21 protein-coding genes are annotated in these 22,020 nt (G+C 66.0%); 14 read left to right on the top strand and 7 right to left on the bottom strand.

Going from position 1 to position 22,020, the window contains the following annotated elements:
• The first annotated feature begins 11 nt into the window (after nucleotides 1-11).
• Entirely contained in the window at nucleotides 12-1,661 is a 1,650-nt protein-coding gene (locus ABGX75_RS10010) for a dihydroxyacetone kinase subunit DhaK (protein WP_347411310.1), read from the top strand.
• Here the strand turns inward: ABGX75_RS10010 and ABGX75_RS10005 are convergent.
• Together ABGX75_RS10005 and rpe are read right to left on the bottom strand one after the other, a co-directional pair.
• Nucleotides 1,656-1,955: a GIY-YIG nuclease family protein gene (locus ABGX75_RS10005; RefSeq protein WP_347411309.1), complete on the bottom strand. Its 300-nt coding sequence runs from the start codon at nucleotides 1,953-1,955 to the stop codon at nucleotides 1,656-1,658. The two genes, ABGX75_RS10010 and ABGX75_RS10005, sit on opposite strands and share 6 nt — an antisense overlap.
• A gap of 8 nt (nucleotides 1,956-1,963) precedes the next feature.
• On the bottom strand, nucleotides 1,964-2,650 hold the full coding sequence (gene rpe, locus ABGX75_RS10000; RefSeq protein ID WP_110062249.1) for a ribulose-phosphate 3-epimerase: 687 nt from the start codon (nucleotides 2,648-2,650) through the stop codon (nucleotides 1,964-1,966).
• 178 nt (nucleotides 2,651-2,828) lie between these two features.
• On the opposite strand from rpe, the gene ggt reads away from it, so the two are divergent.
• From ggt to ABGX75_RS09985, 3 genes are all read left to right on the top strand, one after another.
• Nucleotides 2,829-4,559, top strand: coding sequence for a gamma-glutamyltransferase (ggt, locus tag ABGX75_RS09995; protein WP_179153283.1), 1,731 nt, complete (start codon nucleotides 2,829-2,831; stop codon nucleotides 4,557-4,559).
• A 132-nt stretch (nucleotides 4,560-4,691) separates the two neighbouring features.
• Nucleotides 4,692-5,840: an MFS transporter gene (locus tag ABGX75_RS09990; RefSeq protein WP_347411308.1), complete on the top strand. Its 1,149-nt coding sequence runs from the start codon at nucleotides 4,692-4,694 to the stop codon at nucleotides 5,838-5,840.
• Nucleotides 5,841-5,911: 71 nt separating this feature from the next.
• Nucleotides 5,912-6,523, top strand: a complete 612-nt coding sequence (locus ABGX75_RS09985; protein WP_011507627.1) for a YajG family lipoprotein — start codon at nucleotides 5,912-5,914, stop codon at nucleotides 6,521-6,523.
• 3 nt (nucleotides 6,524-6,526) lie between these two features.
• Here the strand turns inward: ABGX75_RS09985 and tmpT are convergent, their stop codons facing one another.
• Both tmpT and ABGX75_RS09975 read right to left on the bottom strand, forming a co-directional pair.
• The gene (tmpT, locus tag ABGX75_RS09980) at nucleotides 6,527-7,183 is read right to left on the bottom strand and encodes a thiopurine S-methyltransferase (RefSeq protein ID WP_287124963.1); all 657 of its coding nucleotides are present in this window, start codon (nucleotides 7,181-7,183) and stop codon (nucleotides 6,527-6,529) included.
• A gap of 43 nt (nucleotides 7,184-7,226) precedes the next feature.
• The gene (locus ABGX75_RS09975; RefSeq protein WP_347411307.1) at nucleotides 7,227-7,823 is read right to left on the bottom strand and encodes a TIGR04211 family SH3 domain-containing protein; all 597 of its coding nucleotides are present in this window, start codon (nucleotides 7,821-7,823) and stop codon (nucleotides 7,227-7,229) included.
• A 523-nt stretch (nucleotides 7,824-8,346) separates the two neighbouring features.
• Between ABGX75_RS09975 and miaB the strand changes: the two genes are divergently transcribed.
• From miaB to lnt, 5 genes are all read left to right on the top strand, one after another.
• Nucleotides 8,347-9,693, top strand: coding sequence for a tRNA (N6-isopentenyl adenosine(37)-C2)-methylthiotransferase MiaB (gene miaB / locus ABGX75_RS09970; protein WP_347411306.1), 1,347 nt, complete (start codon nucleotides 8,347-8,349; stop codon nucleotides 9,691-9,693).
• Between the two features lie 103 nt (nucleotides 9,694-9,796).
• Nucleotides 9,797-10,876, top strand: coding sequence for a PhoH family protein (locus ABGX75_RS09965; protein ID WP_035411881.1), 1,080 nt, complete (start codon nucleotides 9,797-9,799; stop codon nucleotides 10,874-10,876).
• Nucleotides 10,873-11,337 (top strand): rRNA maturation RNase YbeY, encoded by a 465-nt coding sequence (gene ybeY / locus ABGX75_RS09960; protein WP_035411878.1) that lies wholly within the window; start codon nucleotides 10,873-10,875, stop codon nucleotides 11,335-11,337. Before ABGX75_RS09965 ends, ybeY begins: the two co-directional genes overlap by 4 nt.
• 110 nt (nucleotides 11,338-11,447) lie before the next feature.
• Nucleotides 11,448-12,338, top strand: a complete 891-nt coding sequence (locus ABGX75_RS09955) for a transporter associated domain-containing protein (protein ID WP_011507633.1) — start codon at nucleotides 11,448-11,450, stop codon at nucleotides 12,336-12,338.
• Between the two features lie 94 nt (nucleotides 12,339-12,432).
• The gene (lnt, locus tag ABGX75_RS09950; RefSeq protein WP_179153279.1) at nucleotides 12,433-13,902 is read left to right on the top strand and encodes an apolipoprotein N-acyltransferase; all 1,470 of its coding nucleotides are present in this window, start codon (nucleotides 12,433-12,435) and stop codon (nucleotides 13,900-13,902) included.
• A gap of 65 nt (nucleotides 13,903-13,967) precedes the next feature.
• Here lnt and ABGX75_RS09945 read toward each other — a convergent pair whose 3' ends face one another.
• Nucleotides 13,968-15,053 (bottom strand): proline racemase family protein, encoded by a 1,086-nt coding sequence (locus tag ABGX75_RS09945; RefSeq protein WP_011507635.1) that lies wholly within the window; start codon nucleotides 15,051-15,053, stop codon nucleotides 13,968-13,970.
• The gene (locus tag ABGX75_RS09940; RefSeq protein WP_347411305.1) at nucleotides 15,050-16,213 is read right to left on the bottom strand and encodes a zinc-binding dehydrogenase; all 1,164 of its coding nucleotides are present in this window, start codon (nucleotides 16,211-16,213) and stop codon (nucleotides 15,050-15,052) included. The genes ABGX75_RS09945 and ABGX75_RS09940 overlap by 4 nt, the downstream gene beginning before the upstream one ends.
• A gap of 204 nt (nucleotides 16,214-16,417) precedes the next feature.
• On the opposite strand from ABGX75_RS09940, the gene ABGX75_RS09935 reads away from it, so the two are divergent.
• Together ABGX75_RS09935 and ABGX75_RS09930 are read left to right on the top strand one after the other, a co-directional pair.
• A complete protein-coding gene (locus ABGX75_RS09935; protein ID WP_110062257.1) occupies nucleotides 16,418-16,696 on the top strand; it encodes a type II toxin-antitoxin system RelE/ParE family toxin in 279 nt (92 codons plus the stop codon).
• Between the two features lie 24 nt (nucleotides 16,697-16,720).
• Entirely contained in the window at nucleotides 16,721-17,002 is a 282-nt protein-coding gene (locus ABGX75_RS09930) for a HigA family addiction module antitoxin (protein WP_011507637.1), read from the top strand.
• 126 nt (nucleotides 17,003-17,128) lie between these two features.
• Here ABGX75_RS09930 and ABGX75_RS09925 read toward each other — a convergent pair whose 3' ends face one another.
• Nucleotides 17,129-17,638 (bottom strand): zinc ribbon-containing protein, encoded by a 510-nt coding sequence (locus tag ABGX75_RS09925; RefSeq protein WP_011507638.1) that lies wholly within the window; start codon nucleotides 17,636-17,638, stop codon nucleotides 17,129-17,131.
• Between the two features lie 178 nt (nucleotides 17,639-17,816).
• On the opposite strand from ABGX75_RS09925, the gene leuS reads away from it, so the two are divergent.
• The 3 genes from leuS to holA are packed head-to-tail and all read left to right on the top strand — an operon-like array spanning nucleotide 17,817 to nucleotide 21,992.
• Nucleotides 17,817-20,387 (top strand): leucine--tRNA ligase, encoded by a 2,571-nt coding sequence (gene leuS / locus ABGX75_RS09920; protein ID WP_011507639.1) that lies wholly within the window; start codon nucleotides 17,817-17,819, stop codon nucleotides 20,385-20,387.
• Nucleotides 20,388-20,442: 55 nt separating this feature from the next.
• On the top strand, nucleotides 20,443-20,937 hold the full coding sequence (lptE, locus tag ABGX75_RS09915) for an LPS assembly lipoprotein LptE (protein ID WP_011507640.1): 495 nt from the start codon (nucleotides 20,443-20,445) through the stop codon (nucleotides 20,935-20,937).
• Complete coding sequence (holA, locus tag ABGX75_RS09910; protein ID WP_011507641.1) at nucleotides 20,934-21,992, top strand: DNA polymerase III subunit delta; 1,059 nt, start codon at nucleotides 20,934-20,936, stop codon at nucleotides 21,990-21,992. The genes lptE and holA overlap by 4 nt, the downstream gene beginning before the upstream one ends.
• The last annotated feature ends 28 nt before the right edge of the window (nucleotides 21,993-22,020 follow it).

Raw genomic sequence — 22,020 nt, 5'->3', positions numbered from 1 at the left:
GGAGCCCGCTCATGCAGCACTTCTTCAACGATGCCTCTCGCGTGGTCGACGACGTTCTGCACGCCGTCGGCCATCTCGCCCCTCTGCGCATCGCCGAGCCCGCCAGCGGCGTCCGCATTCTGATACGCCGCGACTGGTCTCGCGACGAGCATGGGCAACATCAGGTCGCGATCCTCTCCGGCGGCGGGTCGGGGCATGAGCCGGCCCACGCCGGCTTCATCGGCGACGGCATGCTGACGGGTGTCATCGCCGGCAGCATGTTCGCCTCGCCCAGCGTGGACGCCGTGCTGGCCGCCATCCGCGACGTCTGCGGGCCGGCCGGCTGCCTGCTGGTGGTCAAGAATTACACCGGGGACCGCCTCAACTTCGGCCTCGCCGCCGAGCATGCGCAGCGGGAAGGCCTGAAGGTCGCGATGATCATCGTCGGCGACGATGTTGCCTTGCCCGATACGCCGCAGCCGCGCGGTCTCGCGGGCACCCTGCTGGTCCACAAGGTCGCCGGCCATTACGCACGCCAGCGAGACGCGCTGGAAACGGTGCACGCCCAGGCGCAACGCGTGTGCGAGCGCATGGCCTCGATGGGGCTGGCGCTCACCGCGGCGACACTGCCGGGCCAGGCCCGCCCGGAGCGCAGCCCGGCGCTGGGCCTGGGGATCCATAACGAACCCGGCGCCCGGCACATCGCTCCCGATGACGCCCGGCAAGCCATGCAGCACGTCGTCACTCCCCTCGCGGCCGCTCTGAATGAACGCGGCCACGACGGCGACTGGGTGGCCATGCTCAACAACCTCGGCAGTTGCTCGACCCAGGAGATGAGCGTGCTGGCCGGCGCCCTGATCGAGGCATTCGGCGCCGAGCGTCTGCCCCACCTCATCGGCCCCGCCCCGCTGATGACGTCGCTGGACATGCACGGCTTTTCGCTGACCCTGATCGCTGCCGATGACGCCTTGCGCGAGGCGCTTCAGGCTCCCACCGACGCTCCCGCCTGGCCGGGCGTTCGCGCCATCCAGCCACCGGCGACGTTCACGCCGAACCTCGCCACCCAGGGCGAGGCGCTCGCCGAAGGTGCACCGCAATCGTCCGCCATCGCGTCCGCCGTGTCGCAGGTGATCGCGACCCTGCGCGATGCACGCGAGGCACTGGACCGGTTGGATACGCAAAGCGGCGACGGCGACGCCGGCAGCAGCATGCAGGAAGGCGCCGACGCCATCGCCGGGGCGCTGGAGGCGGGCCGGCTGGACACCGCGCATCCCGACCGCCTCTTCGCCGGCATCGGCCAGTGCCTGGCCAAGGGCATGGGCGGTTCGAGCGGCGTGTTGCTCTCGATCTTTTTCACCGCCACGGCGACGGCCATGGAACGACATGACCTGCCGGAGAGCTTGTGGCAAGGGGTCGAGCGCATGCAGACCTACGGTGGCGCGCAACGCGGCGATCGCACGCTGCTGGATGCCCTGATCCCCGCTCTCGAGGCCTGGCAGGCACAAGGCACCGTGCAGGCGGCGGCCGACGCCGCTCGTCGAGGCGCCGAGCATACCGCGACGCTCGCCCAGGCCCGCGCGGGGCGTGCCGCCTACGTGCCCGATACCGCCCTGCAAGGGGTCGTCGACCCCGGCGCGGAAGCGGTCGCACGCGTCTTCGAGACGCTGGCGCGCTGCCTATGAGGACGTCGGCTCGCTTTCGCGCTGCGTCAGCCAGGCACGCTTGGCGGCAGGACTGAGCTTCTTGAGGGCGGCCTCTTGGCGCAACGCCTCGCCATGGCCGCCCACGTACTCCGCATGGCGCAAGGTCAGCGGCCCCTTGCCGCGCAGGGCACGCGCCCCGCGCTTGCCGTCGCGATGCTCGCGGAAACGTCGTGCGACATCGGTGGTCACGCCGGTATACAACGCCCCGGCCGCCGTCTCGACGAGGTACAGATACCAGCGCTGCGCGGGGGCGTCGCGATCGTCCTCGGCCATGACGCGGCTCAGCGCTGCGCCAAGGCGTCGTGAAAGGCACGCATGACGGAGTCGTAGCGGTGCGGATCCGCTTCGTCGCGTGCCTTGAAGATCGCCGACCCGGCGACGAAGGTATCGGCGCCTGCGCGCGCGATCTCGGCGATGTTGTCGACCTTGACGCCACCGTCGACCTCCAGGCGAATGTCGCGCCCGCTGGCATCGATGCGCTGACGCACCTCGCGCAGCTTGTCGAGCGTGCCGGGGATGAAGGACTGCCCCCCGAAGCCCGGATTGACGCTCATCAACAGCACCATGTCGAGCTTGTCCATGACATGATCGAGGTAGGCAAGCGGTGTCGCGGGATTGAAGACCAGGCCGGCCTTGCAGCCGCCGTCGCGAATCAGCTGCAGCGAGCGGTCGATATGCTCCGATGCCTCGGGATGAAAGGTGATGTAGCTGGCGCCGGCATCGATGAAGTCACCGATCAAGCGATCCACCGGCTTGACCATCAGGTGCGCATCGATGGGGGCGGTGACGCCGTGCTTGCGCAATGCCTCGCAGACCATCGGCCCGATGGTGAGGTTGGGGACGTAGTGATTGTCCATGACATCGAAGTGGACGATATCCGCCCCCGACGCCAGGACATCGTCTACCTCCTGGCCCAGGCGCGCGAAATCGGCGGAAAGGATCGAAGGAGCAATCTTGAAATCAGGCATGAAAAGGCGCGTTCGACGTGAAATGAAGCCCTCATTCTAGCGAATGGCGGACGGAAAAACAGACGCACGGGGCGGAAGCGGCACGGACGCCTTGCACTTTCGGAAACCGCCTTCGATAGTAAAGAGAAACCTGAAACACGACACGACGCATCGCGCGTCGCATTCACGAGGGCTCGACATGCTCCGATTCACTTCGCGCCGTGGGCCGCGTCTGGCACTGTGCGCCGTACTGGTATTCTTCGCCACCTCCGCTGGCGCTCAGCAGGCGATTCTCGAGGGTGAGCGCTTCCATCCCCAGGAAAGCCGTCACGGCATGGCCGCCACCAGCCACTACCTTGCCTCCCAAATCGCCCGGGATGTCATGCAGGACGGCGGCAACGCCGTGGATGCCGCGGTCACCGCCGGCTTCGCGCTGGCCGTGACCCAGCCGCGCTCCGGCAACATCGGCGGGGGCGGCTTCATGCTGATTTCCGACGAGGACAGCGGCAAGGTGGTCGCCATCGACTATCGCGAGAAGGCGCCGGCGGCCGCGTTCGAGACGATGTTCCAGAACGACGCGGGCGAGGCCGTCCCCGAGCTGTCCCGCTATACCCACAATGCATCCGGGGTGCCGGGCACCGTCGCCGGCCTGGCGCTGGCACTCGACGAATATGGCACCCTGAGCCTCGCCGAGGCCCTGGCGCCGGCGATCGACCTGGCCGAGAACGGCTTCGCGCTTCCGCAGCGCTTCGTCGAGGGCATCGAGCAGGCCAGCGAGCGGTTCGAACAGTGGCCGGCCAGCCGGGCCAAGTTCTTCAAGCCCGACGGCAGCCGCTACCAGGTGGGCGACACCTATCGTCAGCCGGCCCTGGCAGCCACCCTCAAGCGCATCGCCGAGCACGGGCCCCGCGAGTTCTACGAAGGCGAAACCGCCGAACTGATTGCCGCCGAAATGGAAAAACATGGCGGCCTCATGACCGCCGAGGACCTGGCCGATTACCGCCCCGCGATCCGCGAACCCGTGCATGGCACGTATCGCGGCTACGACGTGTATGCCATGAGCCCGCCCTCCAGCGGCGGCGCGCATATCGTGCAGATGCTGAACATCCTCGAGGGCTACGACATCGGCGCCATGGGCTTCAACTCGGCACGCACCATCCACGTCATGGCCGAGGCGATGAAACGCGCCTATGCCGATCGGGCCGAGTACCTGGGCGATACCGATTTCGTCGACGTGCCACTGGCCGGCATTACCTCGAAGGCCTATGCCGACGCGCTTCGCGAGCAGATCGACCTGGGCCGCGCCACCCCGAGCGACAGCATCGCGGCGGGCGACCCGTTGCCCTACGAGTCCAACGAGACCACGCACTTCTCGATCGCCGACGACAGCGGCCTCGCCGTTTCCAACACCTATACCCTCAACTTCAGCTACGGCTCGGGCATCGTCGTCGACGGTGCGGGCTTTCTGCTCAACAACGAAATGGACGATTTCTCCGCCAAGCCGGGCACGCCCAACGCCTATGGGCTGATCGGCGGCGAGGCCAACAAGATCGAGCCCGAAAAACGCATGCTGTCATCGATGACACCGACCATCGTCAAGAAGGATGGCAAGAACGTTCTGGTCACCGGCAGTCCCGGCGGCTCGCGCATCATCACCACGACCCTGCAAGTCGTCATGAACGTCATCGATCACGGCATGAACGTGCAAAGCGCCGTGAGCGTGCCGCGCATTCATCACCAGTGGCTGCCCGACGAGATTCGCATCGAGGAAGGCATCAGCCCCGACACCATCGGCCTGCTCGAATCCATGGGACACACGGTCTCGCAACAGGCCGCCATGGGCGCCGCGCAATCGGTGCTGATCGAAGATGGTCGCTTCTACGGCGGGGCCGACCCGCGCCGCTCGACCTCCTCCGCCCTGGGGCTTTGAGCTTGTCGCCGGCGCGCATGCCGCGCCGGCGGCCTTGAGGTCCTTCGGTCGTCCCGGCCTCGACCATGGTGCCATCGACAGCTTCCGCGACGACTGGCACAACGACGACTCCCCCTCGACATGAGTCTCCCCATGCCCATTGCCTGGATCGCCCTCGCCGAGCTGTTCGGCACCGCCCTGTGGTTCACGCCCAATGCGGTGATCGGCGATCTGGAACGCGAATGGGCACTGGCCGCCCCCGACCTGGGGTGGCTGACCGGCGCCGTTCAGGTCGGTTTCTTCGTGGGCACGTTGATGATCGGTCTCAGCGGCATCGCCGACCGCCGCGATGCGAGCCGCCTGTTCGCCGCCTGCTGTCTGCTGGGTGCCCTCAGCAATGCCGCACTGCCCTGGGCCGGCGGCCTGTGGCCGGCGGTGGCACTGCGTCTGATCACCGGCATGGCGCTGGCCGGCATCTACCCGGTGGGCATGAAACTCATGGTCGGCTGGGCGCCGCAGCGTGCCGGGCTGGGGCTGGCATGGCTGGTGGGCATGCTGGTCGTCGGCACGGCACTGCCGCACTTGCTGGCCGGCGTCTCGCTCGGCGGCAACTGGCGCGGTGCGCTATGGAGCGCCTCGCTGCTGGCGCTTGTCGCGGGCGGGCTGGTGTGGCGCCTCGGCGAGGCGCCAGGCGTACGCAAGACGTCCCGGGACACGCCCCGCTGGGCGGGTCCCAGCGCCTTTCGCATCGCCGGGTTCCGGCACGCGGCAAGTGCTTACTTCGGTCACATGTGGGAGCTGTATACCCTGTGGGCCTTGATACCGCTATTGCTGGCCACGGCGCTTCCCGAGCTGACCAAGACGCAACTGGCCTTCGGCAGTTTCGCGTTGATCGCCATCGGCGGACCGGGCTGCTGGCTGGGGGGCTGGCTGAGCCTGCGCCTGGGCAGCCGCCGCATCGCCCAGATCGGACTCGTCGGCTCGGCGGCCTGCTGCCTGCTCTACCCCTGGCTGGGCCTGCATGGCGGACGCTGGGTCGCCCTGTTCCTGGGCCTCTGGAGCCTGTTCGCGGTCATCGATTCCCCGCACTTCTCGGCACTCTCGGCACGGGCCTGTCCGCCCTCTCTGGTCGGCAGCGCCCTGACCCTGCAAAACGCCATCGGCTTTGCGATATCGGCAGGTTCGCTGGCGTGGCTGCTGCCCGCCTGGTCATCGCTCGGCCCGTGGGTGGCCTGGCTGATGCTGCCCGGCCCGCTGCTGGGCCTGTGGGCATTGGCTCGAAAGGACGTCGCGAGCGGCTGAGGGGGCCGCTATACTCGCCCAGACACCGTTGACACGGATTTCTCACTCCCAGATCAGGATACATGTCGAATATGCATCGGACCCGTCGCATGGGGCACCTCCCCACACTGGCCCTCGCCGCCCTGCTCCTCGCGTTGCTCGTCATCGGCGGCTGTGCACAAAGCCCGCAGATACTTCAGGTCAAGCCCGATGTCGGCGCGAGTCTGCCGCAAACCGGCAACGGTCAGGCGATTGCCGTCAGCGTCGTCGACGGACGGCGCAGCGACGTGCTCGGCACGCGCTCCGGCGAACCCTCGTCGACCTCGACGATTCGCGTCCCCGCTCACGACGTCATCCCCAAGCTGCAGACCCAGGCGGAAAACGCCCTGCGGCGCATGGGATACACCCCGACGCGCGAAGGAGGGACCGGCGCGACCCTGACACTCACGCTCGCCGATCTCCAGTACGCCCCCGCCGACGCCGATGCGCCGCTGCTCGATGCCGCGCAACTCCAGGCCGTGCTGCGCGCGGAAATCGTCAACGACGGCGGCACCTATACCGGCACCTACACCGCCAAACGCACCCAGAGTTTCGCCATCAAGCCCGACTGGGAGACCAACAACCGCATGGTCAGCGACCTGCTGAGCAACGCCCTGCGGCGCGCCTTCAGCGATCCCGAGCTGTCACGCCAGCTGCAGTACTGACCGTCACTCGCCGGGCCCCGTGTCCTGACGCGGGCCACGTCGCACCAACGACCAAACGCTCTCCTGCTTGCCGCCGGCCTCCGGCGGCAAGGTTTCCAGGAGAGTCAGTTCGAAATTGGGGGCGAACAGGCGCTCCACCTCGTCATGATCCACCGAATACGGCGGCCCACCCTCGGGCGACTGGGTATCGACCAGGCTGATCAGCAAGCCTCGCGTTCCCGGCAGCAGCAGCTGCGCGAGATGAAAGGCATAGCGTTGCCGGGTGGCCTCGGGCAGCGCGATCAGCGCCGCCCGGTCGTAGAAGGCGGCCAGCTCGGCGGCCTGCGCCGTGTGAAAATGGAAGAAGTCCCCGCACCAGAGCTCGATGCTCCCCTGCCGGCAGCAGGTGAAATCCCCCTGGGTGTAGCGGGACACGGGGCCCTCGCCCTCGGCAATGAACTGCTCGATGGCCAACGACGACAATTCGAGCCCCAGCACCGGATGGCCCTGCTCGGCCAGCCAGCGCATGTCCAGGCTCTTGCCGCACAACGGCACCAGCACCTTCCCCCGCGGCGGGGCGCCGAGCGTGGGCCAATGCCGTTGCAATGACGCATGCGGCGCCGAGCGATGAAACCCGATGCGCCCTTCCTCCCAGCGCGACAGCCACTCATCCGTGGGCATGGATGCTCACCATAGCGACTCAATGCCTCCCGTTCGATTGGCGCTAGAACCAGCCGCTGCGACGCTTACGCCGACGCGGCAGGTGCGGCACGATCAGCCCGACCAGCAGCCCGGCGCCAGCCACGCCGGCCCCGTACATGAAGTAGCGCATCAACAGGTCTTGTTCCTGGGTATCGAGCCGCGCCTCGAGCCCGCGCACGGTTTCCTGCGCCTCGCCGTAGGCCGAGTTCAGCTCGGCGTTGCGGGCCTCCAGCTCCTCGATGCGCTGGCCGCGCTCATCGAGCGTGGTCTTCATGTCGGCCACGCGCTGTTCCCATTCCTGGTTGATGCCGTCGAGTTCCGAGGTCAGCTCGTCCACGCGCGTCTGCAACTCGGGCAGGCGTGAACGCGCACTCGGCGTGTCCTGCAGATAGCGACTGGGAATCCACACCGTGTCGCCGTCCTGGCTACGCACCCGGCTGTAATCGTTTTGTCGTTCCAGCAGCGTCACGGGTTCGCCGCTGTCGAGCGTTCCCACGATGCGATAACCGTCCGTGGGGCCGCTGCGTACATAGGTGGGCAACTGGTCCGAGACCCAGTGCTGTGCCTCATCCTGTGCATGGGCGTCCACCGCAAAGGCCCCGAGGACCAAGCTCAACATCAGAGGTTTGATTCTAGACATAACGTGGCTTCTTCATGAATGACGAACGGCTCACGATACGAACTGCTCCACGCGTTGCGATCCATGCCGAGCGGACCTCCTGTCGCGCCTCGGCGAGCGACCATCCACACATTCTGTGGATAAGTCTTGGGAAAACCGAATCATGACAGCGGCGAGACCGCCGCAATGTCTGTCATAGCGACAAATCGTGCAATTTTTGATCACCCCTTCCACGCGTTCTATCGCGTGCCGACCCCGCCTGGCGCGGCGTTGTCACCGCCGCCCACGGGCCGCGCGGGAGACGCCCCGAGGGCGAGATTGCGCGACAGCCGCTAGCGTATCATAGCCACGCCGGATTCGCGGACGATTCGACGTCCGCGCAAGGCTGGCCCAGGCTGCCGGCAATCCGTATAATGCAATGTCTTATCCTGGACAAGCGGCTGGGCCGCATTTCAAGGCCACGCTTTCTACTCACCCCCAATCACGGACAATGTCGGGCGCTCGACGCACCGACCGTATCGGTATGGCGAAGAAACTCTTCATCAAGACCCATGGCTGCCAGATGAACGAGTACGATTCCGCGCGCATGGCGGATCTGCTCGGTGAATCGCACGCACTCGAGCTGACCGACGACGAGCGGGACGCCGACGTCATCCTGCTCAACACCTGCTCGATTCGCGAAAAGGCCCAAGAGAAGGTGTTCCACCAGCTCGGTCGCTGGAAGAAGCTCAAGGCCGCCAATCCCGACCTCGTGATCGGCGTCGGGGGCTGCGTGGCCAGCCAGGAAGGCGAGCACATCAAGAAGCGCGCGCCGCACGTCGACATGGTCTTCGGTCCGCAGACACTGCACCGCCTGCCGACCATGCTCGACTCGCGCCAGGGCGCGGAGACCATTTCCATGGTCGACGTCACCTTCCCCGAGATCGAGAAGTTCGACCACCTGCCCAAGCCCACGTCGGACGGCGCCACCGCCTTCGTCTCGGTGATGGAAGGCTGCTCGAAATACTGCACCTTCTGTGTGGTGCCCTATACCCGTGGCGAGGAAGTCTCGCGGCCCTTCGAGTCGGTGATGGAGGAAGTCATCCATCTGGCCGACCAGGGCGTGCGCGAGATCAACCTGCTGGGCCAGAACGTCAACGCCTATCGCGGCGAGAATCAGCTCGGCGACGAGATCGACCTCGCCGAGCTGATCGGCTGCGTCGCCGCCGTGGAAGGCATCGACCGGATCCGCTTCACCACCTCGCACCCCGTGGAATTTTCCGACAGCCTGATCGAGGCTTACGGCGAGATTCCCGAGCTGGTCAGCCATCTGCACCTGCCTGTTCAGGCGGGGTCGGACCGTATCCTGGCGGCCATGAAGCGCGGTCACACCGTCGAGGAATACGTCGACAAGCTGGAGCGCATCCGCGCGCTGCGCCCGGACATCAGCTTCTCCTCGGACTTCATCATCGGCTTCCCCGGCGAGACCGAGGAAGACTTCATGGACACCATAAACCTCATCCAGCGCATCGGATTCGACGCCTCGTTCAGCTTCGTCTACTCCCCGCGCCCTGGGACGCCAGCGGCGAACCTGGAAGACGAGACGCCGGAAGCGACCAAGAAGCAGCGTCTGGCGATTCTGCAGGAGCGTCTCAACCAGCAGACCATGCAGATCTCGCGGCGCATGGTCGGCAACACCGAGCGCATCCTGGTCACCGGCTTCTCGCCCAAGGATCCCGGCCAGCTTTCCGGCCGCACCGAGAACAACCGGGTGGTGAATTTCCGCGCGCCCAACCCCACCGAACTCATCGGCTATTTCGTCGACGTCGAGATCACCGAGGCCTTGCCGAACTCGCTGCGCGGTGACCTGGCGTCACCCGCGCGCTACTGACGTGCCATTCACCTCTCGGTGAAACCTTGCGCAAGATCATTGCCCCGGCGTTGTCCGGGGCGCTAAGCTGAATTCACACTTCCAACCCATGGATCCCCTCGAGTTGAGCCAGAACACTTCGCAGGCACATCGCATCCTCACCCTGACGCTCGAACCCAACGACCCCATGCGCCTGGCCAGTCTGTGCGGGCAGCAGGACGAACACCTCAAGCTCGTCGAGACCCGCCTGGGCGTGACGCTGCGCAATCGCGGCAACACCTTTCAACTCGCGGGGCCGGGGTCGAGCGTCAAGGCCGCGGCCAACGTCGTCGAGCATCTCTACCGCGAGACGGAAGCCAGCGAGCTGACACCCGATACCGTGCACCTGTTCCTGCAGGAATCCGGCCTCGAGGCGCTGGAGGAGGAAGAGGAAACCATCGACGAAGGCGGTGTCCTGCTGCGTACGCCACGCGCGCTGATCAAGCCGCGTGGCAACAACCAGCAGACCTATGTCGCCAGCATTCGCGATCACGATATCAATTTCGGGATCGGGCCGGCGGGGACCGGCAAGACCTACCTGGCGGTCGCGGCGGCGGTCGAGGCACTCAACCAGCAGCAGGTGCGGCGCATCCTGCTGGTCCGTCCGGCGGTGGAAGCCGGCGAGCGGCTGGGCTTCCTGCCGGGGGACCTGGCACAGAAGATCGACCCCTACCTGCGCCCGCTGTACGACGCCCTCTATGAAATGCTGGGCTTCGAGCAGGTCGGCAAGCTGATCGAGCGCCAGGTGATCGAGGTCGCTCCGCTGGCCTACATGCGCGGCCGCACGCTCAACAATGCCTTCATCATTCTCGACGAGAGCCAGAACACCACGCGCGAGCAGATGAAGATGTTCCTGACGCGCATCGGGTTCGGCTCCACCGCGGTGATTACCGGCGACATCACGCAGGTCGACCTGCCGCGCGGCAACCAGTCGGGGCTGATTCAGGTCCTCGACGTGCTCAAGGACACCCCGGGAATCGGCGTCACCCACTTCGTGGCCAAGGACGTGGTCCGCCACCCGCTGGTGCAGCGCATCATCGAGGCCTACGATGCCTTCGAGAGCGCCGAGGAAGAACAGGAACGCACTCGCCGCGAGCGCCGCGCCCAGGCCAAGCGCGAAGAGAACGACGCGCGACGCGACAACGACGAGCCGACCAACGCATGACGCCCGACATCGATCGTCAGGTCGCCCTCGAGACGGCGACGGAACTTCTCCCCACCCAGGCCGACCTCGAGGCCTGGGTGGGGGCCGTGCTGGCGCGTCATCCCGACACGGACCGCCACGAACTCAGCGTGCGCTTCGTGACGGCCGACGAGAGCCAGGCGCTCAACCGCGATTACCGCGGCAAGGACAAGCCGACCAATGTGCTGTCCTTCCCCTTCGAGGCACCGCCCGGCATTCCCCTGGCGCTGCTCGGCGACCTGGCGATCTGCCACGCCGTGGTCGCCGACGAAGCCGCCGAGCAGGGCAAGCCGCTCGCGCACCACTACGCCCATATGGTGATCCACGGCACCTTGCATTTGCTCGGCTACGATCATATAGATGATCGGGAAGCCGAAGAGATGGAAGCCCTGGAGCGGGAATTACTGGCGCATTTCGCCATCGGTGATCCCTATGCCGAGTGAACCGCCGCCTGCCGGAACGGCCCCCGGCTTCCTCCGAAACGCGACCGCCGGCCGCGTCAGCATCTTATTACCCCAGCGTGATCGTCCATGAGGAACGAGAGACCCATCGCATGAGCGAAGACCGATCGAGCAGCCAGGGTGGCAAGTCCTGGCTGGATAAACTGTTGAGCGCTTTCTCCAACGACGCCGACGAGCCCAGCTCGCGAGACGAACTGCTCACCTTCCTGCGCGAGGCCGGCACCCGGCTACGCCTCGATCAGGATGCGCTGACCATCATCGAGGGCGCATTCCAGATCAGCGATCAGCAAACCCGTGAGGTGATGATCCCGCGCTCCCAGGTAACCGCCCTGCATGTCGATCAACGCCCCGAGGACTGCCTGCCGGTGATCCTCGAAACCGCTCACTCGCGCTACCCGGTCATCGACGAAAACCTCGATGAAGTGCTGGGCATCGTGCTGGTCAAGGACCTGCTGCCCTTGCTCAAGCTCAGCGATGCCGAGCGCCAGCGCTTTCAACTGCGCGACATCCTGCGTCCGGCGATGTTCATTCCCGAGTCGAAGCGGCTCAACAGCCTGCTCAAGGAATTCCGCGACACCCACAACCACATGGCGGTGGTGGTCGACGAATACGGCGGTACCGCCGGCATAGTGACCATCGAGGACATCCTCGAGCAGATCGTCGGCGATATCGAAGACGAGCACGACACCGACGAGGAAGACGACATCCGCGACCTCGGCGACGGCACCTACGCGATTCGTGCGCTGACCCCCATCGAGGAGTTCAACGAACGCTTCGACACGGCCTTCCCCGACGAGGAATTCGACACCGTCGGCGGCCTGGTGATGCAGCGCTTCGGCCATCTTCCCCGTCGCAACGAATACGCCGACCTGGGCGACTGGCGCTTCACCGTGCTCAACGCCGACAACCGCCGCATCCGGCTGTTGCAGGTCTCGCCCGCATCGGATGCCAGCAGCGAGACGGCGCAAGCCGAAAGGGAATGACCCAAGTGCGCCGTGACGCCACGTCGTCCTCGTTGCGGCATGGCCCACGGCGCCCTGCTCTGTTATAAGAGGCACCTTCGACAAGGAGTGCCTCATGCTGTCTTCCCGAGCCTATCGCCCCTGGATGGGATATCTCGTCGCGCTGGCCGCCGGCGCGCTCACGACCCTGACCTTCGCCCCGTTCTCGCTCTGGTGGATCGGCCCGATTGCCGTCGCCATGGTCTTCTACGGGCTGCACGACCTCACCACCGGTCAGGCCGCCTTGCGCGGCTGGAGCTACGGCGTCGGGCTGTTCGGCGCCGGCACGTCGTGGATCTATGTGTCGATTCACGATTACGGCTACACCGGCGTACCGCTGGCCGTCTTTCTGACGGCATTGTTCGTCGTCACGCTGGCGCTGTTCTATGCCGTGATATTCGGCGTCTATCGGCGCTTCACCTCGCCCCGCTGGGCCATGCTGACCTTCGCGGGCGCCTGGGTGCTGGGCGAAGCGCTGCGAACCTGGGCGTTCACGGGGTTCCCCTGGCTGCTGCTGGGCAGCGCCCATGTCGCGTCGCCCCTGGCGCCCTGGGCTCCCGTCGGCGGCGTCTACCTGCTCTCCTTGTTCGTCGCGCTGAGCGGGACCCTGCTGGTCGCGCTGTGCCGAAAGCGCTACTGGGCCCTGGCGCCACTGGCCGCCATTTGGGTCATCCCGATGCTGCTTCCCGCGCAATGGACGACACCCCAGGGTGAACCCAAGCGCGTCGCCTTGCTGCAGGGCAATCTCCCGCAACTGACCAAGTGGAGCGCCGAGGGCCAGCGCGCCGCTGCCAACACCTACAGCACGCTCACTCGCGCCCAGCCCGAGGGGACCGACCTGATCGTGTGGCCGGAGACCGCCCTGCCGATGTTCGCGGCCCAGGCACGCCCCGTGCTCGAGCGCGTGCAGGCGACGCTTCCGCCGGACACGGCCTTGCTGACCGGCATCGTGCAACGGGAGGCAAACGGCGATTACTACAATTCGGTCATCGGGGTCGGCGCCAGCGAGGGCAGCTACCGCAAGGAGCATCTGGTGCCGTTCGGCGAATACCTGCCGCTGGAGGGCTTGCTGCGCGGCATCATCGCCTTCTTCAACCTGCCCATGTCGAGCTTCACCGCCGGTGACGCCGACCAGGCACCGATCGAGGCCGCCGGCATGCAGCTGGGCAGTGCGATCTGCTACGAAATCATCTATGCGGATCTGGTCGCCAACCGGGCGCGCGACGCCAACGTGCTGCTGACCGTGTCCAACGACACCTGGTTCGGAGACTCCATCGGCCCGCTTCAGCACTTGCAGATGGCCCAGCTACGCGCCCTGGAGAACGGCCGTTACGTCCTCCGCGCCACCAGCAACGGCGTCACCGCCATCATCGACGCCCAGGGCCGGATCACGCAGCGCGCGCCGCGCTTCGAGACCACCAGCGTCAACGGCGAGGTCCAGCCCATGCAAGGCCTGACGCCCTTCACCCGGACCGGCAGCTGGCCGGCCTGGGGACTCGCCCTGCTGCTGCTCGTCCCCGGGCTGCGCTGGCGCCGTCGTACCTAGCATGCGCCGGTCCCGGCACGAGGCGCGGTGAATCCCGCGCCTCGTGCCGGGGGCCAGGCCACGGCCTAGTCCGACAGCGACACCTCTTCCTCGACGGGCAACGCCTCGGTCCTGCGATGACCGCTGGTCAGGATATGGTGCAGGCTGCCGCACTCCACCAGCGGATCGTTGCAATTGATGACGATGTCCGAGCGAGCCAGCATGTGAGCCTTGCCGGTGATGGTGTTCTCGGCCACCCGATGGTCCCCTTCCTGCCGGGAGCCGGTGAACTCGCCGATGAAGCCCGTGCCGCGCAGGGACACGGTCTCCAGCTTGTCCCCCGGCTGCAGCGTGCCCTCATGATGCATCAGCGCCAGGCGCGCCGAGGTGCCCGTACCGGTCGTGCTGCGGCAGATCACGCCCGGGTGCACGTAGGTCGTCGAGCGCGAGCGGAAGAAGCCGTCGGCGACCTGCTCGACCGGCCCCATGAAATGCAGGAACGGCAGCGGCCCCACATCACCCAGGGTGTAGTGCGAGAAGCCTCGCTCGGCCTGGATCGCCTCGACGATGGCATGGGCGCACTCCGCCAGCCGTGCCTCCTCGTCCCGATTCAACGAGAAGCCCAGCTCGGCGGCATCCACCATTGCGTAGAACCCTCCGCTGTAGGCGACGCTGTAGGTCACGTCGCCGACCGAAGGCACATGGATGCTGGCCCGGTAGGTGTCGATGTAACTGGGCAGCCCTTCGCAGGTGATGGCTTCCACGACGCCGTTTTCCACCCGCGCCTCGATATGCACCAGGCCGGCCGCGGACTCCAGGATGAAGCGCTGATGCCCCTCGCGCTTGGGCACGAGGCCGCTTTCCAGCACGGCCGTGGCGGTGCAGATGGTGTTGGACCCGGAATAGATGGGATAGCCCATCACCTCCATGATGATGTAGCCCACCTCGGCTTCCGGATCGCTGGCGGGAACGAGCAGATCCACCGACATCTCGGGAATGCCATAGGGCTCGCTGAGCAACAGCTGGCGCAGGCCGTCGGCATCCTCGCGCAGGTACTCCATCTTCTCGCGCACCGTATTGCCCGGCAGCGGGTCGATGCCGCCGGTCACGATACGGCTGACATCACCGCCGGCATGCAGGTCGATCAATTGCAGTGTCAGTTCTTCGCTCATTGTTCACCCTTCAGTGCGTACGGGGCGCCATGCGCTTGCCACTGCGAATCGGGGACGATCACGATCTTGCCCAGGTAATTGCTGTTGCGATTGACGAAGTAACGTTCGGCGTCATGCAACTCGGAAAGCTTGAACGCCGCGTGCAGTACCGGCGTCAACTGCCCCGTGCGGATCCAGTCCACCAGTTGCTCGGCCTCGTCGCGCGTGCCGTGGGACACGCCGAATATCTGCACCTGATACAGATAGATCCGCGTCCACATGATCTCGCTGAGATTACCGCCGCTCGCCCCGGCGATGCTCAATCGCGGGTACGTGGTGCGGCGCGTCATGTCGAAGATCATGGTGTCGATGAAGCGGTCGGTCATCTCGCCGCCGACCAGATCCATGACCGCATCGATGGGCGCGCCCTGCGTCAGGGCCTTCACCTTCTCGGTGAAATCCTCCATGTCCGTGCGATCCAGCACGGCCTCCGCCCCCAGCGCCATCAACGAAGCAGCCTTGTCCGGCTGGCTCAGCGCGTAGGGAATCGCTCCCATGATGCGGCAGAGCCGAATCAGGGCCGTGCCCACCCCGCCACTGGCACCGGTCACCAGCACGCGTTCGCCGGCCTGCACGTTGGCGGCGTTCAGCATGTGCAGCGCGGTCTGGTAGGAACACATGCCCATGGCGGCGAGTTCGGCATCGGCCAGTTCCGGGTTGTCCACCGTATGGAACTGCGCCGAAGGCACGGCAACGTACTCGGCGAAGCCGCCATCGGCCCCATGACCGTAATAGTCGGGCGTCAGGTTGATGTCGGGGCGGTCGTCGGCATAGATATTGAAATCCAGCAACCCGCGCTGGCCGATGCGTTCTTCACTCACGCCCTCGCCGACAGCGACCACGCGCCCGGCCACATCGGCACCCTGAATGCGAGGAAAGGTCAGGGTCGGGGCACCGCCGATCTGGAACGAGGTCGTGTCTCCCTTGTCCTTGGTCGGATAAAGCCCTTCCCGCGCCTTGCGGTCGGTATTGTTCTTGGCCGTCGCGGTCACCTGCACCAGGACCTCGCCATGGGCGGGTCTCGGCACGGGCACGTCCTGGCGATAAACCAGCTTGTCGATGCCCCCGTGTCCGGTCAGCAACATCGCCGCCATCGCGTCGGGCAGCCCCTCGTCATGCATGCCTGTCTCCTCGTCTTGGTCGTGGTTGGGTCTTCGATCGTGTTTCGGGGTGCGACGATATCAAACTTTTCCCCATGCCCAATGGCCCGATCCAGACACCATTTTCGAGCCCGGCCCATGGCACGCCACGTGCCGGACCACGACGAGGGTGACGAGAGGCACCAGTCCCTTGCCATTCGTATAGCGAAACTATACGCTACTCGAATGATCAAGAGCTTCCAACACAAAGGGCTGCGCAAGTTCTTCGAGACCGGCTCGACTGCCGGCATCCAGGCCAAGCACGCCACCAAGCTACGAATCCAGCTCACCGCACTGGATAGCGCGAAGGGCCCTGAAGACATGAACGCGCCAGGCTGGAGGCTCCATCCACTCAAGGGCAGCTTGCACGGACACTGGACCATCACCGTCAATGGAAACTGGCGGCTTACCTTCACGTTCGATGGCGAAGACGCCATCTTGGTGGACTATCAGGACTATCACTAGCAGTGACTATCACTAGGAGGCCGCATGAACCGCATGCACAACCCCGCGCACCCTGGCGCCGTACTGCGCGAGTACATCGGTGACATCTCAGTCACCGAGGCCGCCAAGCGTCTGGGCGTCACGCGCGCTGCGCTGTCTCGCATTCTCAACGGCAATGCCGGTATCTCGGCGGATATGGCACTGCGCCTTGAGCAGGCGCTGGGCACCAGCGCGGAGATGTGGCTGGAAATGCAACTCAAGTACGAACTCTGGCAGGCAGCACAACGACCTCGCGCTCAGGTCACCCCCCTACACGCCGCAGGGTGACCGTTCAAACGACATCGCATTCAGACCATCCAGCGCCAAGCAGGGTGGCTCCCTCCAATGAAGCGGCCAGGGGCGTCGAGTGTCTGACGCCCCTCATGCCCTTCCCTTGTGCCCTTTCTCTCGGCCTTATCCCCTGGCGCGTGCGAAATAGCGATGACCGCAGTGGTGGCAGGGCTCGAGCCGGGTGATGGTCTCGAGGATCACTTCCGTATCGCAGTGCACGCAGCGCATGCGGCCGGGCACCGCCATCTCGCCTTCGACATAGTCGGCGCGCGCAGCTTCGAGGTCGTCCGCGAAACGCGCCTGGTCGACGGTGGTGCGGTCGGCGATGGAAAACAGCGCCTCGGTGACCCGCCGCGAGACGGCGCCGAGGTCGATTCCCAGCCAGGTGGCGATGCCTTCGCCGCCGTGGGCCAGGAACTGTCGCAGGTCGCGCATGTCGCGCTCGACCCAGGCGCGCAGCAGGGCCAGCTCGTCCTTGGTGTAGGTCTCGAGTTCCGCCTCGAACTCGATGGCGTCATCCATCTCGCGCTGCAACGACTCCCACGACAGGTCACCGGCGCCCTTCTCGAGCCGTTCGAGTACCCGTTCGTAGGCACGGCTCAAGCGATTCTCTTGCTCGTGACGTTCGCTCATAATGCGTCTCCTGACTGTCGTCGAGGTCACGCCCCTACCTGTAGGCGCATGACTGGGGTATCCTGACGGCCTGACATATCACACAGACAACGTCCGTTCACCTCCGTTTCTACCACATCGCGGTGCCGGGCGTTATCCGCTTCAAGCCAAGCCCAACGCAAGGTGCCAGATCAAACCGATGGACGCACAGTACACGCCGCACGCAATCGAATCCGCCGCCCAGACCTTCTGGGACAAGAACCAGTGCTTCAAGGCCGTCGAGGACGCGACCCGGGAGAAATTCTACTGCCTGTCGATGTTCCCCTACCCCAGCGGCAAGCTGCACATGGGGCACGTGCGCAACTACACCATCGGCGACGTGGTCTCGCGCTTCCAGCGCATGCAGGGCAAGAACGTCCTCCAGCCGATGGGCTGGGACGCCTTCGGCATGCCCGCCGAAAACGCCGCGATCAAGAACCGGGTCCCGCCCGGCGCCTGGACGTACGACAACATCGACGCCATGCGTCGCCAGTTGAAGGCCCTGGGCTTCGCCTATGACTGGAACCGCGAATTCGCCACCTGCGACGTCGACTACTATCGCTGGGAGCAGTGGTTCTTCACCAAGCTGGTGGAGAAGGGCCTGGTCTACAAGAAGATGTCCACGGTCAACTGGGACCCCGTCGATCAGACCGTGCTCGCCAACGAGCAGGTGATCGAAGGGCGCGGCTGGCGCAGCGGCGCGCTGGTCGAGCGCAAGGAAATCCCGCTGTGGTTCCTCAAGATCACCGATTACGCCGATGAGCTGCTCGCAGACCTGGACAAGGTCGACTGGCCCGAGCAGGTCAAGACCATGCAGCGCAACTGGATCGGCAAGTCCACCGGGGTCGAGCTGAGCTTCGCGGTGGCCGACAGCAGCGAGCAGCTCGAGGTCTACACCACGCGTCCCGATACCCTCTATGGCGTCACCTACGTCGCCGTCGCCGCCGGCCATCCGCTGGCCAGGCAGGCGGCCCAGGACAACCCCGCGCTGGGCGATTTCCTGGAGGAATGCCAGCAGGGCGGCAATTCCGAGGCCGAGCTGGCGACCATGGAGAAGAAGGGCATGGACACCGGCCACAAGGCGATTCATCCGCTGACCGGTCGTGAAGTGCCGATCTTCGTCGCCAACTTCGTTCTCATGGAATACGGCACCGGCGCGGTCATGGCGGTCCCCGCCCACGACCAGCGCGACTGGGAATTCGCCACCAAGTACGGCATTCCCATCGAGCCGGTGATCGCCGACGCCGAAGGCAACACGCCGGATCTGTCCCAGGGCGCGCATACCGAGCACGGCAAGCTGATCAACTCCGGCGAATTCGACGGGCTCGAGTTCGACGCCGCCTTCGATGCCATCGCCGCGCGCCTCGAGGCCAACGGACAGGGCACGGTGAAGACCAACTTCCGCCTGCGCGACTGGGGCGTGGCCCGTCAGCGTTACTGGGGCGCGCCGATCCCGGTCAAGTACGGCCCCGAAGGCCAGACCGTGCCGCTGACCGACGACGAACTGCCCGTCGCCCTGCCGATGGAAGTCGAGGTCGATGCCTCCGGCTCGCCGCTCAAGAAAATGCCGGCATTCTATGACCTCGGCGAGGGGTGGACGCGCGAGACCGATACCTTCGATACCTTCATGGAATCGTCCTGGTATTACGCGCGCTTCGCCAGCGCCGACAACATGGAGGCGATGCTCGACGAACGTGCCGACTACTGGCTGCCGGTGGATCTCTACATCGGCGGCATCGAGCACGCCATCCTGCACCTGCTCTACGCGCGCTTCTTCCACAAGCTGATGCGCGACTTCGGCCTGGTCGCGAGCGACGAGCCCTTCCAGCGCCTGCTCACCCAGGGCATGGTCATCGCCGAGACCTTCTACCGTGCCAACGACGACGGCAGCAAGGACTGGTTCAACCCCGCCGACGTCGACGTCCAGCGCGACGACAAGGGCCGTCCGGTCAGCGCCATCCTGCGCGAGGACGGCCAGCCGGTGGAGATGGGCGGCATCGAGAAGATGTCCAAGTCCAAGAACAACGGCGTCGACCCGCAGGCGATGATCGACCGCTTCGGTGCCGACACCGTGCGCCTGTTCATGATGTTCGCTGCTCCCCCCGAGCAATCGCTGGAGTGGTCCGACTCCGGCGTCGAGGGCGCACACCGCTTCTTGAAGCGGCTCTGGAAGCTCGTCGCCGATCACCTGGACGCCGGCACGCCCGCGGCCCTGGATGCCGACGCCCTGAACGACGACCAGAAGACGCTGCGTCGCAAGACCCACGAGACCATCGCCAAGGCCAGCGACGACATCGGCCGCCGCACCACCTTCAACACCGCCATCGCCGCGGTAATGGAACTGGTCAACGCCATCGGCCGCTTCGAGGACACCTCGCCGCAAGGCCTGGCGGTCACGCGCGAGGCACTGGAAGCCTGCGTGCTGGTGCTGGCGCCGATCGTACCTCACGCCTGCCATGCCTTGTGGGATGCCCTGGGTCACGACACCCCGGTCATCGACGCCGCCTGGCCGCAGGCCGACGAGGCGGCCATGGTCAAGGACAGCGTCGAACTGGCGGTCCAGGTCAACGGCAAGCTGCGTGCGCGTCTCGACGTGCCGGCGGCCGCCGACAAGGCCGCCATCGAGGCCCAGGCGCTGGAGGCGGAGAACGTACGTCGCCACACCGAGGGCAAGACCATTCGCAAGGTCATCGTCGTGCCCGGCAAGTTGGTCAACATCGTCGCCAATTGATCCGGCTCACATGCCCGCTCCCTGGGAGCGGGCACAAGCTCGCAAGGAGGCCCGCGTGAAGCGCCGTTCGTTCATCTCCCGTGCCCTGATTCTGCTCGCCGCCACCACGCTGCTCGCCGGATGCGGCTTTCAACTCCGCGGCGTCGGCGACACCGCGCTCGACGTGCCCGCCGTCGCGTTGTCCTCGCCTTCGGGCGAATTGCGCGATGCCGTCGCGCAGGCCCTGCAAGGCGCCGGCGCCTCGCTCGAGGACGACGCGCCCCTGCGCGTCAATCTGGACGAGGAGCAGATCCGCGAGACACGCCTGACGCAAGGCAGCAGCGGCAACCAGCAGCGCCGCCTGACGCTCACCGTGCCCTTCTCGGTGCAGCGCAGCGAGGACAACGCCTACCTGCTCGATCAGCAGACCCTTGAGGCCAGCACCAACCTGACCGTCGACAACGACAACCTGCTCTCCCAGGACGAGCTGCGCAATGAAGCGCTCGCCTCGCTCCGCCAGGAGGCGGCACGTCAACTCGTCGATCGCCTGCGCGCCCTAGAGACACCATGAAGGTCTTTCCCGACAAACTGGACGACGCTCTCGGCAAGCGGCTGCACCCGGTGTACATCGTCGCCGGCGACGAGCCGCTGATCCACATGGAAGCATGCGACGCCATCCGCGCCGCCGCGCGCCAGCGCGGCGTCGAGGAGCGCGAGGTGCTGCACGTGGAAAACGGCTTCCAATGGGGGCGCCTGACCGAATCGGCCGCCAGCATGTCGCTGTTCGCCTCGAGCAAGCTCATCGAACTGCGTCTGGGCGGCCAGTCCCCGGGCCAGGAAGGCGCCAAGGCTCTCGATGCCTACGCGCGCCAGGCCAAGGACAGCGACGACATCCTGCTGATCAGCAGTGCGCGTCTCGACCGGCGCGCGCAGTCCAGCGCCTGGTTCAAGGCCCTGGACAAGATCGGCGTGTTCGTGCCGGTGTGGCCGGTGGACCATCAGCGCCTGCACTTCTGGGTGCGCGATCGCGCGAGCCGCCACGGGCTGTCCCTGGACATGGACGCGGCCCGCCTGCTCGGCGAGCGCACCGAGGGCAACCTGCTGGCCGCCGATCAGGAACTGCAGAAGCTCGCCTTGCTCTACCCCGCCAATGCACGGCTCGACACTCAGGCCATCGCCGGTGGCGTGGAAGACAGTGCCCGGTACGACGTCTTCACGCTGATCGACGCCTGCCTGCGCGGCGAACGCGTACGTGTCTCGCGCATCGTCCGCGGCCTGCGTGGCGAAGGGGTGGAGGCTCCCGTGGTGCTGTGGGCACTGACCCGCGAGCTGCGCATCTTCCTGTCGCTGGCGCAGCACCTCGACCAGGGGCAAAGCCTCGACCACGCCTGCAAGGCGCAGCGCCCGCCGATTCCCGACAAGCGGCGGCCGCTCTATCAGCAAGCCCTGAACCGCATGCCGCTCAAGCGGCTTCACAAGCTGCTGCTGTTCGCCCAGCGCCTCGATCTGGCGATCAAGGGCGCGGTCGCGCTGCCCGTATGGGAAGGTCTCCATGACCTGGCGCTCACCCTGGCCGGCGGACGCGGTCCCCTGGCCGAGATGGCGTATTCCTACCGGATCGCCTAGCCCGAAAGACAGAGACACTCGCCGGCTG

The sequence above is a fragment of the Chromohalobacter sp. genome (genome assembly GCF_039830575.1).
GTDB classification, from domain to species: domain Bacteria; phylum Pseudomonadota; class Gammaproteobacteria; order Pseudomonadales; family Halomonadaceae; genus Chromohalobacter; species Chromohalobacter israelensis.
This window is presented reverse-complemented; position numbering and strand designations above follow the sequence as displayed.

Excerpts from the sequence above, each read along its gene's own strand:
- ABGX75_RS09985 (WP_011507627.1), top strand. The coding sequence starts at position 5,912 with ATGCATCGGACCCGTCGCATGGGGCACCTCCCCACACTGGCCCTCGCC.
- ggt (WP_179153283.1), top strand. The coding sequence starts at position 2,829 with ATGCTCCGATTCACTTCGCGCCGTGGGCCGCGTCTGGCACTGTGCGCC.
- lnt (WP_179153279.1), top strand. The coding sequence starts at position 12,433 with ATGCTGTCTTCCCGAGCCTATCGCCCCTGGATGGGATATCTCGTCGCG.
- miaB (WP_347411306.1), top strand. The coding sequence starts at position 8,347 with ATGGCGAAGAAACTCTTCATCAAGACCCATGGCTGCCAGATGAACGAG.
- ABGX75_RS09945 (WP_011507635.1), bottom strand. The coding sequence starts at position 15,053 with ATGAGCGAAGAACTGACACTGCAATTGATCGACCTGCATGCCGGCGGT.
- rpe (WP_110062249.1), bottom strand. The coding sequence starts at position 2,650 with ATGCCTGATTTCAAGATTGCTCCTTCGATCCTTTCCGCCGATTTCGCG.
- leuS (WP_011507639.1), top strand. The coding sequence starts at position 17,817 with ATGGACGCACAGTACACGCCGCACGCAATCGAATCCGCCGCCCAGACC.
- ABGX75_RS09990 (WP_347411308.1), top strand. The coding sequence starts at position 4,692 with ATGCCCATTGCCTGGATCGCCCTCGCCGAGCTGTTCGGCACCGCCCTG.
- ABGX75_RS09925 (WP_011507638.1), bottom strand. The coding sequence starts at position 17,638 with ATGAGCGAACGTCACGAGCAAGAGAATCGCTTGAGCCGTGCCTACGAA.
- ABGX75_RS09975 (WP_347411307.1), bottom strand. The coding sequence starts at position 7,823 with ATGTTGAGCTTGGTCCTCGGGGCCTTTGCGGTGGACGCCCATGCACAG.
- ABGX75_RS09930 (WP_011507637.1), top strand. The coding sequence starts at position 16,721 with ATGAACCGCATGCACAACCCCGCGCACCCTGGCGCCGTACTGCGCGAG.
- tmpT (WP_287124963.1), bottom strand. The coding sequence starts at position 7,183 with ATGCCCACGGATGAGTGGCTGTCGCGCTGGGAGGAAGGGCGCATCGGG.
- ABGX75_RS10005 (WP_347411309.1), bottom strand. The coding sequence starts at position 1,955 with ATGGCCGAGGACGATCGCGACGCCCCCGCGCAGCGCTGGTATCTGTAC.
- holA (WP_011507641.1), top strand. The coding sequence starts at position 20,934 with ATGAAGGTCTTTCCCGACAAACTGGACGACGCTCTCGGCAAGCGGCTG.
- ABGX75_RS09940 (WP_347411305.1), bottom strand. The coding sequence starts at position 16,213 with ATGCATGACGAGGGGCTGCCCGACGCGATGGCGGCGATGTTGCTGACC.
- ABGX75_RS09935 (WP_110062257.1), top strand. The coding sequence starts at position 16,418 with ATGATCAAGAGCTTCCAACACAAAGGGCTGCGCAAGTTCTTCGAGACC.
- ybeY (WP_035411878.1), top strand. The coding sequence starts at position 10,873 with ATGACGCCCGACATCGATCGTCAGGTCGCCCTCGAGACGGCGACGGAA.
- ABGX75_RS10010 (WP_347411310.1), top strand. The coding sequence starts at position 12 with ATGCAGCACTTCTTCAACGATGCCTCTCGCGTGGTCGACGACGTTCTG.
- ABGX75_RS09955 (WP_011507633.1), top strand. The coding sequence starts at position 11,448 with ATGAGCGAAGACCGATCGAGCAGCCAGGGTGGCAAGTCCTGGCTGGAT.